Source organism: Actinoplanes sp. G11-F43, assembly GCF_050589265.1.
GTDB lineage: Bacteria > Actinomycetota > Actinomycetes > Mycobacteriales > Micromonosporaceae > Actinoplanes.
The window spans coordinates 40271-54823 of record NZ_JBNZCE010000029.1; the positions used below are offsets into that span (position 1 = coordinate 40271).

At 72.4% G+C, this 14553-nt stretch carries 15 protein-coding genes; 11 read left to right on the forward strand and 4 right to left on the reverse strand.

The window, feature by feature from the left end; translation table 11 throughout:
- Nucleotides 1-87: 87 nt before the first annotated feature.
- Nucleotides 88-327 carry a hypothetical protein gene (locus tag ACQ0O7_RS31995; RefSeq protein WP_430787584.1) on the reverse strand — a complete coding sequence of 80 codons (240 nt, stop codon included), beginning with the start codon at nt 325-327 and terminating at the stop codon, nt 88-90.
- A 285-nt stretch (nt 328-612) separates the two neighbouring features.
- Between ACQ0O7_RS31995 and ACQ0O7_RS32000 the strand changes: the two genes are divergently transcribed.
- The 3 genes from ACQ0O7_RS32000 to ACQ0O7_RS32010 all read left to right on the forward strand — a co-directional run bounded on the left by ACQ0O7_RS32000 (nt 613) and on the right by ACQ0O7_RS32010 (nt 4465).
- Entirely contained in the window at nt 613-1665 is a 1053-nt protein-coding gene (locus tag ACQ0O7_RS32000) for a glycosyltransferase family 2 protein (RefSeq protein WP_430787586.1), read from the forward strand.
- Entirely contained in the window at nt 1652-2758 is a 1107-nt protein-coding gene (locus tag ACQ0O7_RS32005) for a glycosyltransferase (RefSeq protein WP_430787588.1), read from the forward strand. The genes ACQ0O7_RS32000 and ACQ0O7_RS32005 overlap by 14 nt, the downstream gene beginning before the upstream one ends.
- A 636-nt stretch (nt 2759-3394) precedes the next feature.
- Entirely contained in the window at nt 3395-4465 is a 1071-nt protein-coding gene (locus tag ACQ0O7_RS32010; RefSeq protein ID WP_430787590.1) for a helix-turn-helix transcriptional regulator, read from the forward strand.
- On the opposite strand, the gene ACQ0O7_RS32015 is transcribed toward ACQ0O7_RS32010, so the two are convergent.
- Genes ACQ0O7_RS32015 through ACQ0O7_RS32025 form a run of 3 tightly spaced genes read right to left on the reverse strand, consistent with a single transcriptional unit; the run spans nt 4443 to nt 7548 of the window.
- Nucleotides 4443-5867 (reverse strand): hypothetical protein, encoded by a 1425-nt coding sequence (locus ACQ0O7_RS32015; protein WP_430787592.1) that lies wholly within the window; start codon nt 5865-5867, stop codon nt 4443-4445. The two genes, ACQ0O7_RS32010 and ACQ0O7_RS32015, sit on opposite strands and share 23 nt — an antisense overlap.
- Nucleotides 5864-6679 carry a hypothetical protein gene (locus ACQ0O7_RS32020; RefSeq protein WP_430787594.1) on the reverse strand — a complete coding sequence of 272 codons (816 nt, stop codon included), beginning with the start codon at nt 6677-6679 and terminating at the stop codon, nt 5864-5866. The genes ACQ0O7_RS32015 and ACQ0O7_RS32020 overlap by 4 nt, the downstream gene beginning before the upstream one ends.
- A 47-nt stretch (nt 6680-6726) precedes the next feature.
- Entirely contained in the window at nt 6727-7548 is an 822-nt protein-coding gene (locus ACQ0O7_RS32025) for an SGNH/GDSL hydrolase family protein (protein WP_430787596.1), read from the reverse strand.
- Between the two features lie 45 nt (nt 7549-7593).
- Between ACQ0O7_RS32025 and ACQ0O7_RS32030 the strand changes: the two genes are divergently transcribed.
- The 8 genes from ACQ0O7_RS32030 (at nt 7594) to ACQ0O7_RS32065 (ending at nt 14534) form a co-directional block, all read left to right on the forward strand.
- The gene (locus tag ACQ0O7_RS32030) at nt 7594-7920 is read left to right on the forward strand and encodes a SelT/SelW/SelH family protein (protein WP_430787598.1); all 327 of its coding nucleotides are present in this window, start codon (nt 7594-7596) and stop codon (nt 7918-7920) included.
- The gene (locus ACQ0O7_RS32035; RefSeq protein WP_430787600.1) at nt 7917-8996 is read left to right on the forward strand and encodes a calcium:proton antiporter; all 1080 of its coding nucleotides are present in this window, start codon (nt 7917-7919) and stop codon (nt 8994-8996) included. The genes ACQ0O7_RS32030 and ACQ0O7_RS32035 overlap by 4 nt, the downstream gene beginning before the upstream one ends.
- Before the next feature lie 62 nt (nt 8997-9058).
- Nucleotides 9059-10036 (forward strand): permease, encoded by a 978-nt coding sequence (locus ACQ0O7_RS32040; protein ID WP_430787602.1) that lies wholly within the window; start codon nt 9059-9061, stop codon nt 10034-10036.
- The gene (locus ACQ0O7_RS32045) at nt 10033-10725 is read left to right on the forward strand and encodes a TIGR03943 family putative permease subunit (RefSeq protein WP_430787604.1); all 693 of its coding nucleotides are present in this window, start codon (nt 10033-10035) and stop codon (nt 10723-10725) included. Before ACQ0O7_RS32040 ends, ACQ0O7_RS32045 begins: the two co-directional genes overlap by 4 nt.
- Nucleotides 10722-11774: a hypothetical protein gene (locus tag ACQ0O7_RS32050; protein ID WP_430787606.1), complete on the forward strand. Its 1053-nt coding sequence runs from the start codon at nt 10722-10724 to the stop codon at nt 11772-11774. The genes ACQ0O7_RS32045 and ACQ0O7_RS32050 overlap by 4 nt, the downstream gene beginning before the upstream one ends.
- Nucleotides 11775-12197: 423 nt before the next feature.
- Entirely contained in the window at nt 12198-12467 is a 270-nt protein-coding gene (locus tag ACQ0O7_RS32055) for a pyridoxal-phosphate dependent enzyme (protein ID WP_430787608.1), read from the forward strand.
- 2 nt (nt 12468-12469) lie between these two features.
- Complete coding sequence (locus ACQ0O7_RS32060) at nt 12470-13633, forward strand: aminotransferase class V-fold PLP-dependent enzyme (RefSeq protein ID WP_430787610.1); 1164 nt, start codon at nt 12470-12472, stop codon at nt 13631-13633.
- Between the two features lie 178 nt (nt 13634-13811).
- The gene (locus tag ACQ0O7_RS32065; protein ID WP_430787612.1) at nt 13812-14534 is read left to right on the forward strand and encodes a class I SAM-dependent methyltransferase; all 723 of its coding nucleotides are present in this window, start codon (nt 13812-13814) and stop codon (nt 14532-14534) included.
- Nucleotides 14535-14553: the final 19 nt, after the last annotated feature.

The window sequence follows — 14553 nt, forward strand, 5'->3', positions numbered from 1 at the left end:
CCACGGGGGAGCGCCCTCCTTCTTGTGTGCCGACTTTCGGTGCGGATCGGACCGAAAGTGACCACACGGGGTGGGATGGGCGGGCCGTCAGCCGATCACGGTCATCCGGTCGGCCACGCTGCCGTCGCCCACCTCGCGGAGCCGGTCGCGGGCCGACCGCGCCTCGTCCGGTTCGCCGGCCGCGTCGTGCGCGGCGCCGAGCGCGGCCGGGCACAGCGCCGCAGCCCACGGTTCGCCCAGCGCCCGCCAGATCCGCAGCGAACCGGGCAGGTCGGCGTGGAGCATCCCGTCCGGGAACCGCTCCCGCATCCGGTGCGCCAGACGCACCGTGAACGCCGTCTTGCCCACCCCGCCCGGACCGGCACAACGCCAGCCGGCAACGCTCCCGGCGGCGCCCGAAGGAGGGCCCATCAATTCGCGACCCGACTCGCGGATGTGGGGCTGAGCCGGGCACGTCACCTGCCGTTCGCCTGGCGTGCGCCGACAGTCACCACAGTGCTCTTGTGGACAGCGCCCGCGCTTCACCCGTACGCCGCCTGCCGTCTTTAGCGTCGAGTCGATCACGCCCGGCCGCGCCGCCCCGCGCGGCGCCCCTGCGTAAGGCGAATCGACATGTCTGCTGCACCGGACGTCAGCGTCGTCATCCCGACCCGCGACCGCCCGCACCTGGCGGCCCGCGCGGTCGGCAGCGCCCTGGCACAGACCCACCACGACCTCGAGGTGATCGTGGTGGTGGACGGCCCCTGCCCGGCCACCACCGGGGTGCTCGGCGCGATCCGCGACCCCCGGCTGCGGGTGGTGGTGCTGCCGGAGCGCGGCAAGGCCCCGAACGCCCGCAACGTCGGCGCGCGGGAGGCCCGCGGCCGGTACACCGCGCTGCTCGACGACGACGACGAATGGCTGCCGGAGAAGATCGAGGTGCAGTTGGGGCTGGCCGGCGCCTCCGGGGCCGCGCTCCCGGTCGTCGCCACCCGGCTGATCAACCGGACCCCGCGCGCCGACTCCATCATGCCCCGCCGGCTGCCTGAACCCGGCCAGCCGCTCAGCGAGTACTTCACCGTCCGCCGCGGACTGTTCTACGGCGACGGATTCATCCAGACCTCCACCATCATGGCCCCCACCGAACTGCTGCGCCGGGTGCCGTTCACCGTGGGCCTGCGCCGCCAGCAGGAACTCGACTGGGCACTGCGGGCGATCCAGGAGGACGGGGTGGAACTGATCTACGCGCCGGAGCCGCTGGTGCTCTGGCATCAGGACGAGGACCGGGAACGGATCAGCCTGCAGAACCCGTACCGTGAACAGCTCGCCTGGCTGCGCGGCAGCCGGCACCTGTTCACCGAACGTGCCTACGCCGCCTTCACCCTCAGTGTGCTCAGCTCGATGGCCGCACCCTCCCGGCAGGGCGCCCACTTCCGGGAACTGCTCGCCGAAGCCCGCGCCCACGGACGGCCCCGGGCCTTGGACTACCTCACCCACCTGCAGATCTGGGCGCTGCCGCCGGCCGTCCGCGCCCGCCTGCGCGACCTGGCCGTCGGCCGCCGCTCCACCTCCGGCGAGGCCACCGCCCCGGCCCCGGCCACCGCCCCGGCCTCGGCCGCCGCCCCGGCCCCGGCCACCGCCCCGGCCCCGGCCACCGCCCCGGCCTCGGCTGATGTCACCGGATAACCGGGTCGCTGTCTGGCGCAGCGGACTGTTACTGGGCTCCGAGACGTTCATCCGGGCCCAGGGCGACGCGCTGCGCCGTTGGACGCCCACCTACGTCGGGGCGACCCGGATCGAGTCGGCGCTGACCCGGCCGGACGACGTGATCACCTACCCGGACGGCGGCCGTGGTTTCCTGCGCCTGCGACTCACCGGGGCCAGCCCCCGGCTGCGGTCGGTGCTCGCCGGAGTCCGGCCCGCCCTGGTGCACGCCCACTTCGGCGGTGACGGCTGGCTGGTCAGCCGGACCGCCGCCCAGCTCGGCGTCCCACTGATCGTCACCGTCCACGGGCACGACGTCACCCGGCAGCCGGAGAGCCCCGGCGCGCACGGGGTGCGGTACCGGCGCAACCTGCGCACCGTGTTCGACCGGGCCGCCCTGGTCATCGCGGTCTCCGAGGTGATCCGGGAACGGGCGCTGGCCCGCGGCGCCGACCCGGACCGGATCCGTGTGCACTACACCGGGGTCCCGGTCCCCGCCGCGGTCCCGGAGGTCCCGAAACGCTGGGACGTCGTGTTCGTCGGCCGGTTCGTGGCCAAGAAGGGCGTCGACGACCTGATCACCGCGCTGTCCCGGCTGCCGGATCCTCGGGTGCTGCTGATCGGCGACGGCCCGCTCCTGCCCTCGATGCGGGAACTGGCCGGCCGCCTCGGGGTGGACGCCACCTTCGCCGGCAGCCTGCCCCCGGGCGAGGTCCAGCGGCACCTGGCCGCGTCCCGAATCCTGGCCGCGCCGTCCAAGACCGCCCCCGACGGCGACACCGAGGGCCTGCCCACCACGATTCTGGAAGCCGGCGCCCTCGGACTGCCGGTGGTGGCCACCAGACACAGCGGCATCCCGGAGGCGGTCCTGGACGGCCGAACCGGCGCCCTGGTCCCGGAGAACGCCCCGGAAGCCCTGGCCACCGCCTTGACCGCCCTCCTGGCCGACGCCGCCCTGCGCCACCGGCTCGGCACGTCCGCCCGTTCCCACATAGCCGCGAACTTCGACCTGGCCACCCAGACCGCCCGCCTGGAGGATCTCTACGACCAGGTGACGGCACGCGAAAGAGGGTAGGCCCGCGCAGCTCACCGTCCGCGCCCCGCGTCCGGTCCGCGTCATCATCAAACCCGTTTCCGGTACGCTCGTCGGCCCCCAGAAATCGGGTAGCCCCGTCCGGTCCCCGCAAGGCAGGCGCCCCTCCAGACCGCCCGGCGCCCGCCGGGCTGATCCGGCACCCGATTTGCCGTCGATGCCCCCACACGAGCGCCGTCTCCTGACCCCATCCTGGCGATCTTGGCGGCTTTACCACCATTTTCGGGTCTCGCTCTCGGCCGCCTGATCACTTGCGGTCAATCCCTCATGCGGGCGACCCGCTCAGCAGAGACCTTGGCGGATTTACCACCGAAAACGGTGGTAAAGACACCAAGGTCGGCCAGGGCGGAGCTGGAAGGCGGACACTCGCGCGGGGAATCGACCGCGGACGGGCCGGCCGACCGGAGGAAGACTCGTTCCGGTGGGAAATCGGCCAAGATCGGCCAGGGTGGGGTCAGGAGACGGCGCTCGCGCGGGGATCGGCGGCGAGCCGCCCAGCCGCCGAGAACAAGGCTCTGCCGGTGGGTGTCCTCGCCAGGATTCCAGCTGGGTGGTGGATCCCGCGGCTCGGTGGGGTAGGTGACAGGAACTGGCACCTACCGCGCGCATGATCGGGGGGTGCCGAAGACTTCCGCGCGTCTGCTCGCTCTGCTGTCGCTGCTGCAGAGCCGTCGGGACTGGCCCGGTGGGGTGCTCGCCGATCGGCTCGACATCAGTCTGCGTACCGTACGGCGGGACGTCGACCGGCTGCGGGAACTGGGCTACCCGATCGCGGCGATCAAGGGGCCGGACGGCGGGTACCGGCTCCGGGCCGGCGCCGACCTGCCGCCACTGCTCTTCGACGACGAGCAGGCGGTCGCGCTCACCGTCGCGCTGCAGATCGCCGCGGGTGGCACCGGTGGGCTGGCCGAACCCGCCGCCCGCGCCCTCACCACCATCCGCCAGGTGCTGCCCACCCGGCTGCGCAACCGGGTCGAAGCCCTCGACGTCACCGCCGTCGAACGGCCCACCACCCGTCCGTCCACCCCGGTCACCGGAGACGTGCTGCTCACCATCAGCACGGCCGTGCGCCGCCACGAGATCCTGCGCTTCGACTACGGCAGCGATGCGGTCGGGAGTAACGCCCTCGGGAGTAACGCCCCTGGGAATGACACCCTCGGGAGTGGTGCCCTCGGGAGCGGCGACAGGCCCCCGCGCCGGGCCGAGCCGCACCACGTCGTCACCTGGGACGGGCGCTGGTATCTGATCGCCTGGGACCTGGACCGGGACGACTGGCGAACATTCCGGGCCGACCGGATCGTCCCGCGCATCCCGAACGGGCCCCGCTTCACCCCACGTGAACTGCCCGGAGGTGACGTCGCGGGCTATGTGATCGCGAAGTTCCGCGGGTCGGAGGCCGGAGCCGGCCGGCCCTGCCGGGGGACCGTGCTGCTGGACCGGCCGGCTGCCGAGGTGGCCCTCTACACCCGCGACGGTGTCGTGGAGGAGGCCGGTCCCGGTCGCTGCCGGCTCACCCTCGGATCGTGGTCCTGGACAGGGCTCGCGGCGGCGGTAGCCCGCTACGACGCGGATGTCGAGGTGGTCGGGCCACCCGAGCTGTCCAGGGCTTTCGCCCACCTCGCCGAACGCTTCCGGGTCGCGGGCGAGGGAGCCGGCGATGGTGGGGTCAGCGGCGTAGGCGGCGGATGACGGTGCGGGCACCGGTCAGGACTGCCTTGGCGGCCTTGCCGGGGACTGTGGTCTTCAGGACCCCGATGATGCGGTCGGCGCGGGCCAGTTCGGAGCGGAGGGCGGCTATTCGGGACTCGTACCAGCGCAATTGGCTCTGCAGGTCGCTGACCTGGAGTGCCAGACGGTCGTGTGCCGCGCTGACCTCGCGCAGGGTTTCCGGGGTGGAGGTCGAGGAGAGGGGGATCTCGATGCCGGCCATGGTGGCCAGCCAGGCGGCGTCCTCGTCGGCCTGGCCCTCGTCGCGCAATGCGGCGGCCAGCCGGTGCAGTACCGCCGGCGGGTCGGACGGTGGGGCCAGCGGGTGCAGACGGCCGTCCTCGCCGACGATGATCGCGTCGGCCGGGACGCCCGCCGTGTCGCCGGACTGCCACGCGGTGAGCAGGGCGCGCATCTCCGGGCGGTCGCCGGCCCGGGACGCGGCCAGCAGCGCGTCATGCAGGCACCGTCCACGCGGCACCGGCGGCCCGGAGACGGTCGCCGCCAACCCGGGCCGGCCGGTGGTCTCCGCGGAACCGGTTCGGCCGGTGGTTTCGGCGAAGCCGGTGAGGCCGTCGGTGCGCAGCACCTCCGGCAACGACAGCGGAGGGTGACCGGGGCGGGCCGCCACCACCAGCCAGGACGGGGCCAGCGCGGCGGCCAGGCCGGCGTCGAGCAGGGTGGCGGCGAGCGGGCGGGGGTCGGCCAGCAGGGGGCCGCCGGGGATTCCGGCCCGGCGCAGCACCGAGGTCAGATGGCCGTGCCGGCCCGGGTCGGCGAGGGCGGCCCGGCTGACCAGGGTGGTGGGGGTGCGCGGGGCCGGGTACGCCGCGTATTCGCCGGTCACCGACAGCCCGGCCCGGTGCAGGTGCGCGGACAGCGTCTCCAGGCGGGCGGGACGGCCGGGGTCGTCGGCCACCGCCCAGTCGGCGTCACCGGGAGTGGTGGCGCCCGCGTAGAGGCGGTGCAGGCCGAGCGGATTGCCGTGGCCCAGCAGCAGCAGGCCGCCGGGGCGCAGCACGCTCAGCAGCCGGTCCAGGCCGTCGGCCCAGGACAGGGCGGCGGAGTCCTCGGTGGAGCCGGTCCGGTCCAGGCCGTCCAGGGCGATGACCGTGTCGTACGCCGGGACCGCCGCCAGTTTCTCCAGACTTCCGCAGCACACCTGGACGCCGGGCAGGGTCGCGTACCGGGTGGCGTCCGGCACCCCGCGCACCAGCACGGTGACCTGCCGGGCCGGGATCGCGGCGACCAGGTCCGGATGGTGTGGCCCGACCACCAGGGTGCTGCCGGAGGCGGTGGAGAGCAGGCCGCGCAGCACCTCCCCGCGGACCGGGGTGTCGTCGGACCAGTGCGGCATCTCGCCGCCGAGCATCAGCGCGGTCACGCGGGGGTCCAGTTCAGCAGGTGGCGGAGTTCGGCGGGGGAGAGCAGCCGGTCGGCGCCGAGCTCCTCGGTGGTGACGGTGCGGGCGGTGGCCGGGTCGATGGTGGGCCCGTGCATGGCCGCCCACTGGCGCCGGATCCGGGATCGGCCGCCGAACAGGTCCTTCTCGCCGTCGAGTTGCATCGGGTCGCCGTAGACGGCCGGTTCGCAGCCGGCCAGCACCCCGTAGAGGATGGCGCTGCACAGCCGGTTGGAGGCGACCCGGCGGTGCCGGCGCTGTTCGGCGAGCTGCCGGTCGAGGAACGCCGGGTCCAGGTTCTTCCACCAGCCGCCCCGGTAGCCGTGGCAGATCACCCGGAAGCCGGCCTGCTCGTACCGCTGGCGTACGGCGACGGTCCGGTATTCCTGCCAGTACAGGCAGACCGTGACCGGCCCGGTCTCGGTGTCGCGGATCTCGGCGATCAGCCGGTCGTGGTCACCCTGGACGTGCTGGCCCTCCCAGCCGTGGAAGGGGTAGAAGATGGTGCCCTCGCGCTTCTGGTCCGGCGCGGGTGGGGTCATCGCCACCAGGTACGCCCACGGGGCCCCGGTCACGTACAGCCGCCGCCGCCCCATCGACCAGGCCCGCCGCCGGGTCCGCTCGCTCCACAGGAACGACGGCATGCCGGGGGTGTACTCGTGGTCGGGCGCCATCCCGTCGCCGATGTTCCACCCGTGCTGGAGGTAGCCCCGGATCAGTGGCAGCTCGTCGCCGGATCCGCAGTAGCGGGCCAGCACACGGGCGTGACCGTAGTAGTGGTTGGCGTGGTGCACGGCCCATCCCAACCCGGGAAGGCGTACACCACGCCAACGGCGGGGGATCAGCCGGCGACGGACAGAAGTGCTTTCAGGTACGCCTGGTACCCGTCGGCGTTCGGGTGGAACGACTCGGCCAGGTCGGCGCCGACCGAGTGGATCCACGGCTCCTTCGTGCACGCCTCGTGGCCGCGGAACGCCTCGCGCACGTCGACGAAGACGAACCCCTGCTGGGCCTCGACCCGGCCCTTGATCAGCTCGACCAGGTCGTCGGCGCCCTCGTTCAGCGCCTCGCGCCGGGCGTCGCCGAGCTGCTGGCAGGTCACCCCGGACTTGCCGGGCTGGGCGACCAGGTGCGGGTAGCCGAGCACGTACACCTTGGCGTTCGGGGCCTTGCTCCGGATCGACTCGTAGAGATCGTCGAGCGCGGCCGGCAGGGTGCTCTTCGCCTTCCCGATGTTCTGTTCCACCGAGGCCGCGCAGGCCTTGTCGTCGGCGAACAGGCACTCCTGGACCGAGGTGGTCCAGCCGGCGTCGTTGCCGCCGACCGTCAGGGTGACCACGCCGGTGGTGTCGCTGAGGGCGTCGAGCTGCTCGTACCGCACGTCGTTGATCACCGCACCGGCGCAGGACGCGTCGGTGACCTTGCCGAACGGGGTGGTCTGCTGCTTCGCGAACAACTGCGGGTAGCCGCCGTCCAGGCTCTGCCGGCAGTTCGCGTCCGAGTTGTAGTTGCCCGCGCCCAGACCGGCCGCGTACGAGTCACCGAGAGCCACGAAGTCGGTGGCTGTCACCGCCGTCTCCAGGGGTTCGTCCTCGCTGCCGCAGCCGGCGGCGGTGAGGGCCACCGCGACGAGCAGAGCAGCGGTGGTGTGCCGTGCCTTCAATGCGTCTCCTTCTCCGAACTCCGTGTTCCGGCATACTTTGCCATCATGACGTCGCGAGAGCCCCGCCTGGAGATCGAGTACTGCACGCAGTGCCGCTGGCTGATGCGTGCCGCCTGGACGGCGCAGGAGCTGCTCACCACGTTCACCACCGACCTGGGCGAGGTGGCGCTGGTGCCGGGTGTCGGCGGGGTGTTCGAGGTGCGGCTCGGCGAGGAGACGCTGTGGTCGCGCAAGGCCGAGGGCGGCTTCCCCGAGCTGGCCCATCTGAAGCGCCTGGTCCGGGACCGGATCGCCCCAGGACGTTCGCTGGGCCACAGTGATGGGCACAAGTCCGGCGAGTCCAGCCGGAGTTTGGCAGAGTCGGACGGGTGATCTCCCGTTGGACGCTGTACGTTCCCCTGCTCGCCTTCGTGGCACTGATAGCCACGTTCGGGCGCGACCTACCCCCGTACGTCGTGATCGTGGTGTCGTTGTTGCTGGCCGGCGCGGTGCTGGCCGCCGTGCACCACGCGGAGGTGGTGGCGCACCGGGTCGGTGAACCCTACGGTTCGCTGATCCTCGCGGTGGCGGTCACCGTCATCGAGGTGGCCCTGATCGTCACGCTGATGGTGAGCGGCGGTGAGAAGGCGCAGTCGCTGGCCCGGGACACCGTCTTCGCCGCCGTGATGATCACCTGTAACGGCATCCTGGGCATCTCGCTGCTGGTCGGTGCGCTGCGCCGGAAGTACGCGGTGTTCAACCCGGAGGGCACCGGCGCCGCGTTCGCCACGGTGACCGCGATCGCCACGCTCAGCCTGGTGCTGCCGACGTTCACCAAGAGCAGCCCCGGCCCGCAGTTCACCCCGGCCCAGCTGGCCTTCGCCGCGGTCGTCTCGCTCGGCCTGTACCTGCTGTTCGTGGCGGTGCAGACGAAACGGCACCGGGACTACTTCATGCCGATCACCACGGCCGGTGAGGTGATCGACGCCGAGGAGCACCTGGAGCCGCCGTCGTCGAAGACCGCTCTGCAGAGCCTCGGCCTGCTGCTGGTCGCCCTGGTCGCGGTGGTCGGGCTGGCCAAGGGGGTGTCGCCGACGATCGAGTCGGCGGTGGCCGGGGCGGGTCTGCCGCAGGCGGTGGTCGGTGTGGTGATCGCGCTGCTGGTGCTGCTGCCGGAGACCATCGCCGCGGTGCGGGCGGCGGCCCGGGACCGGATGCAGACCAGCCTGAACCTGGCGCTCGGTTCGGCGATGGCCAGTATCGGCCTGACCATTCCGGCGATCGCGGTGGCGATGATCTGGCTGGAGGGGCCGCTGACGCTGGGTCTGGGCGGCACCGAGATGGTGCTGCTGGTGCTGACCGTGGCGGTGGGCACGCTGACCGTGGTGCCGGGCCGGGCCAACATCCTCCAGGGTGGCCTGCACCTGAGCCTGATGGCGGTCTTCCTGTTCCTGGCCGCGAGCCCGTGAGTCTTCGATCGGCGGGACCGGCGGCGCGTCCGTGATCGACAGGAACGGGTAAATTCCTCCGGGTGACGGAGGGGCTGAAGACGAAAACCAGAACCAGATCCATCGAGGTCGAGGTCCTCGCCGTGGTTCTGGTGCTTCTGGTGATCTTCCGGGGGCAGCTGGCCGGCCTGGTCTCCGGCCCGCTGTTCCAGACCTGGACCACGGTGTTCGTCTCGGTGCTGGTGCAGGCGGTGCCCTTCCTGGTGTTCGGGGTGGTGCTGTCCGCGGTGATCGCGGTGTTCGTGCCCCGCTCGTTCTGGGCGAAGGCGCTGCCCCGGCACCCGGTGCTGGCGGTCCCGGCGGCGAGTGTCGCCGGGGTGGTCCTCCCGGGGTGTGAATGTGGCGCGGTGCCGATCGCCGGTTCGCTGATCCGCCGGGGGGTGACCCCGGCGGCGGCGCTGGCGTTCCTGCTGGCCGCCCCGGCGATCAACCCGATCGTGCTGGTGGCGACCGCGGTGGCGTTCCCGGACAACCCGGAGATGGTGGTGGCCCGCGGTCTGGCCAGCCTGGTGGTGGCGGTGCTGATGGGCTGGCTGTGGCTGCGGCTCGGCAAGTCGGAGTGGATCAAGCTGCCGCACCGGCCGGACCTGGACGGCGCGTCGAAGGCCCGGGCGTTCTGGTCGGCCTGCCGGCACGACGTGGTGCACGCCGGCGGGTTCCTGGTGGTGGGGGCCGCGGCCGCCGCGACGATCAACGTGGTCGTGCCGGAGGCGTGGTTGCAGACCCTGGCCGCGCAGCCGGTGCTGTCGGTGCTGGCTCTCGCCGTGCTGGCGGTGCTGTTGTCGATCTGTAGCGAGGCGGACGCGTTCGTCGCCGCCTCGCTCTCCCAGTTCTCGCTGACCTCGCGACTGGTGTTCCTGGTGGTGGGCCCGATGGTGGACCTCAAACTGATCTCGATGCAGGCGGGGGTCTTCGGGCGCGGCTTCGCGACCCGGTTCGCGCCGGTCACCTTCGTGGTGGCGATCCTGGTGGCGGTCGGCTTCGGGGCGGTGCTGCTGTGAACCGGCAGGCGCAGGCGGTGGTGTTGTTCCTGTTCGGCGGCGCGGTGCTGAAGGCGTCGGCCGGCGATCTCTATCTGCGGTACGTCAAGGAGGGGCTGCGTCCGTTCCTGATCGCCGCGGGTCTGGCCCTTGTCGCGGCCGCGGTGATGACCCTCTGGTACTCCTTCAAAGGCGACGCCGAGGACGACCACGCCCACCACGAGCCCCGGGTCGGCTGGCTGCTCCTGCTTCCGGTGCTGGGCCTGCTGCTGGTGGCCCCGCCCGCGCTCGGCTCGTACACCGCCGGCCAGTCCGGGACGGTGCAGGTGAGTGCGGACTCCGACTACGCCCCGCTGCCGGACGGGGATCCGGCCCGGGTGAGCCTGATCGACTACGCCTCCCGGGTGATCTACGACGAGGGCCGCAGCCTGACCGATCGCCGTCTGCAGCTGACCGGTTTCGTCACCACCGGCCCGGAGGGTGTGATGCTGGCCCGGATCGTGGTGAGCTGCTGCGCCGCCGACGGCCGCCCGATCAAGGTCGGGCTGACCGGTGGCCCGGTGGTGGACGTGCCGGCCGGCACGTGGCTGGAGGTCACCGGCCGGTTCAGTGACAAGCGCGGCAAGGATCCGGTCAATCAGGCCGACATCGCCTATCTCGAGGTCGAACAGTGGCAGCCGATCACCCCACCGAAGCAGCAGTACGAGTGAGCCGGGCCCGCCCCTGGATCGGCGTGGTGGTGGCGCTGGCCGCGGCCGGCGCGCTGCTGGCCGGGACCATCCCGGAGGCCCCGCAGCCGGCCCCGGCGGCCGGTGCCCGGATCACCGTCGAGCAGGCCTGGCCGGACGCCGACCGCGCCGACCTGAAGGATCTGAGCGTCGAGCCGGTGCACTTCCTGGACGCCTCCACGGCGGTCGGCACGGTCACCTCCGGCGGCCGGGTGAAGTTGTTCATCGAGCGGGACGGCATCGCCCGCGAGTTGCGGGACCTGCCCGCGGACGACGATCCCCGGTTCGAGGCGATGACCTCGGCCGGCGACCGGCTGTTCTGGGCCGAATCGGTCAACGGCAAGCCTGTCGAGATCTGGACGGTGGGCCGCGACGGTGCCTCGCCGCGCCGGCTGACCGTGGACACCGGCAACACCCTGTTCTACGGCAACCAGCACGACCTGGTGGTGGCCGAGGGCCGGGTGCACTGGGTGGCCGGGGAGGGCGACGCCACCACCCAGGTCCGGTCGATCGCCACCGGCGGCGGCAAGGTGACCGTGCGGGAGGTGAAGGGCCAGTGGGCGCTGTCGGCGTGGCCGTGGCTGACCGACGACAGCGGCGGGCAGTCCGGCACGGTGCGGATGCTCAATCTGGACGACGGCCGGACGGTGGCGGTGCCGTTCTCCGGCGCCGAGTGGGGCATGTGCGGCCCGTCCTGGTGCCGGGTGAGTGTGATGACCGGTGAGGGCACCGCCCGGCTGGATCTGATGCGCCCGGACGGTTCGCAGCGGCGCCGGGTGGCCGGCACCGACACCCAGGCCGCGGTGAACGACGTGGCGGTGCTGGACCGCTTCGAGATCCTCTCGGTGCCCGGCCCGAACGCCGATCTGACCGGCACCGCCGCTCTGCTGGTGCATGACCTGGAGACCGGCCGGGACGTGCCGCTCGCGGTGGCCGCCGATCTGGCCGCCACCAAGGACGGCATGCTCTGGTGGTCGACGGGTGGTGCCGAGGCGCCGGTCTGGCACACCCTGGACCTGCGTACTATCTGACTCTGGGTGTTCACTCCTTTGCGGAGAGTGGTGACGGCGGATACGTTGGGGGAGTGCTCCTCCTGACGCCGAGGGTCGGATCTGTCACGCAGTCCCCGCTCGACGAGGGTGATCTGCTCGACCGGGGCGGACCGATCGCCGCCTGGGCGCCGGCGGATCCCGTACCTGTTAGGCGGAATGATTTTCATTTTGCCCCGGTCGGCGTCTATCTTCTAGGGAATCTCTGCCTGGAACCCGGCCTGATCACCCGGCGGCAGGTCCATCGGCCCGTCCGTGCCCGGCGACCCTCGGGTCCTCGCCGGCACGGCCGGCTGCTTCACGGGCCGCAGCGCCACCACGGCCCGTCCTCAACCGCTCGGCCGGAGGGTTGCCGCCTTCCGGCCGGGCGGGTCACCGGCCCATCCACCCGCCCTCGGAGCCCCCATGAGATTCGACGCCATCGTCGACGCCATCGGCACCACCCCGCTGGTGCGCATCGACCCCGCCGTGCACGGCCTGGAGAACATCGATCTCCACGCCGAGCTCGAACTGCCCAGCCCCTTCGGCTCGGTCAAGGACCGGGCCGTCCGGGCCATGGCCCGCCCCCTGCCGCCCGGTGCCGCCGAACGCGACGACACCGTCGTGGAACCCTCCAGCGGCCACACCGCCACAGCGCTCGCCCTGATCGCCGGCCTCGAACCGGCCCGGGACTGACCATGACCACACTCGACGACCTCGCCCCCTGGCAGCGTGCCCTGCGCGACCAGTTCCCGATGATCGAGGCCAACCCGGATGTGGCCTACCTGGACAGCGCCGCCACCTCGCAGAAGCCGCAGTCCGTGCTGGACACCGTGATCACCTACCTGACCACCGGGAACGCCAACGCCTCCCGGGGCACCTACCCCTGGGCCAACCGCACCACCGCCCGCATCGACCAGGCCCGCGACCGGCTGAAGAGCTTCCTCGACGACCCGCTGCCGGACGAGTCCACCGTCCAGTTCGTCAGCGGCACCACCGAAGGGCTGCGGGCCGTCGCCCGGGACTGGCTGCTGCCCCAGCTGCGCGACGGCGACGAGATCCTGGTGCCGTTCGCCGACCACAACGCCAACAGCATGCCCTGGGTGGAGGCGGCCACCCTGGCCGGCATCGCGGTGCGGGCCATCCCGTACGACGCGGCCCACGACTACGACCACCGCCGGATCACCGTCACCCCACGGACCCGGATGATCGCCGCCACCCACGTCCACCACGTCTACGGCAACGACATGAACGTCCAGCGGCTGCGCGCCCTCGCCCCCGGCGTGCCGATCTGCCTGGACGCGGCACAGAGCTTCGGGCACATCCCACTGTCGGTCCGCGAGCTCGACGTCGACTTCGTGGTCTTCTCCGGGCACAAGGCGATGGCACTGCCCGGCACCGGCGCGATCTGGGCCCGCAACCAGCGCGGTCCCGCGTACCAGCCGGCCGGCTGGCAGGGTTCGCCGAACACCAGCGGCATCATCAGCCTGGCCGCCGCCATGGACTGGCTGGAGAAGGCCGGCCTGGACCGGGTCGCCCGATGGAACCAGGCGTTGGGCGTACGCCTCACCGAAGGCCTGTCGAAACTGGCCGCCTACGAGGTGCTGGGCTGTCAGCGCAGCCTGACCGCCGACTCGCTGGTGCAGCAGCGGCACGGGATAGTGACGTTCCGGCACCGGTCGATCGGTTCCAACGACCTCGGTTTCATCCTGGCCGGCGACGGGCTGCTGGTCCGGGCCGACGGTCACTGCCAGGGCGCCCAGGGCGAGAAGACCGCGTCGGTACGCGTGAGCCTGCACGTCTACAACACGGTCGACGAGGTGGACCGCCTGCTGGAGGCGCTCGCCCGTCTGGACCACTGAAACCGCGTGCCGAGTTGCGGCGCGCTCCGCCCCGCAACTCGGCACGCGGGCCGGCGTCTCGCCGCGCGGGCCGGTGTCTCGCCGCGCGGGCCGGCCGGGATCCGCCGAACCGCGACCATCAAGGTCCACCTCTGGTTAGAAACGATTGTCGTTCCGAACCAGTAGCCCCGAGGTGGTCATGCCGTCCCTACTCCCCGCCGACGTGGCCGGCCATCGCCGAGCCTGGAACACCGTGATGGCCGGCTACCTCCCCGCCCTCCCCGACCTCGAACAGGCGATCGTCACCACCGCCGAACGCCTCTCCGGCCCACCCGCCCGGGTCCTGGACCTGGGCGGCGGCCCCGGCCTGCTCGCCGAACGCCTGGCCGTCCGCTGGCCGGCCGCCCGGATCACCCTCGCCGACATCGACCCGGTCCTGCTGGCCCTGGCCCGGGCCGCGGTACCCGTCTCGGTCACGGTCACCGAAGCCGACCTGACCGATCCGTGCTGGCCGGCCCGAGTGGGAACCGGCTACCACCTGGTGACCGCGGTGATGACCGTCCACTACCTGAGCCCCGCCGCGGCCCGCGCCCTGTACGCGACGATCCGCGGCCTCCTGGCACCCGGTGGTCTGCTGGTGGTGGCCGACGTGATGCCCGACGACGGCCTGCCCGCCGTGATGCGCACCCTCACCCCGCCGGCGGCCACCGACCCGTCATGGACCCGCTGGTGGTCCACCGTCGCCGAGGTCCCGGAACTCAGCGCCCTGATGAGACGCCGTGCGGAGATCTTCGAAACCCGCCCGGCCGCCGGCTTCACCCCGGCCCTGTCCTGGCACGCGGCCGCCGCCCGGGCCGCCGGTTTCCCCGAGGCCGGAGCCCTCTGGCGCCACGGCCGCCACGCGGCCCTGGCCGCCCGCTGACCACCCCACATCGGGGGCC

What these genes read in the sequence shown, in the direction of transcription:
- ACQ0O7_RS32000 (WP_430787586.1), top strand. Translation starts at nt 613, where the DNA reads ATGTCTGCTGCACCGGACGTCAGCGTCGTCATCCCGACCCGCGACCGC.
- ACQ0O7_RS32005 (WP_430787588.1), top strand. Translation starts at nt 1,652, where the DNA reads ATGTCACCGGATAACCGGGTCGCTGTCTGGCGCAGCGGACTGTTACTG.
- ACQ0O7_RS32030 (WP_430787598.1), top strand. Translation starts at nt 7,594, where the DNA reads ATGACGTCGCGAGAGCCCCGCCTGGAGATCGAGTACTGCACGCAGTGC.
- ACQ0O7_RS32055 (WP_430787608.1), top strand. Translation starts at nt 12,198, where the DNA reads ATGAGATTCGACGCCATCGTCGACGCCATCGGCACCACCCCGCTGGTG.
- ACQ0O7_RS32060 (WP_430787610.1), top strand. Translation starts at nt 12,470, where the DNA reads ATGACCACACTCGACGACCTCGCCCCCTGGCAGCGTGCCCTGCGCGAC.
- ACQ0O7_RS32065 (WP_430787612.1), top strand. Translation starts at nt 13,812, where the DNA reads ATGCCGTCCCTACTCCCCGCCGACGTGGCCGGCCATCGCCGAGCCTGG.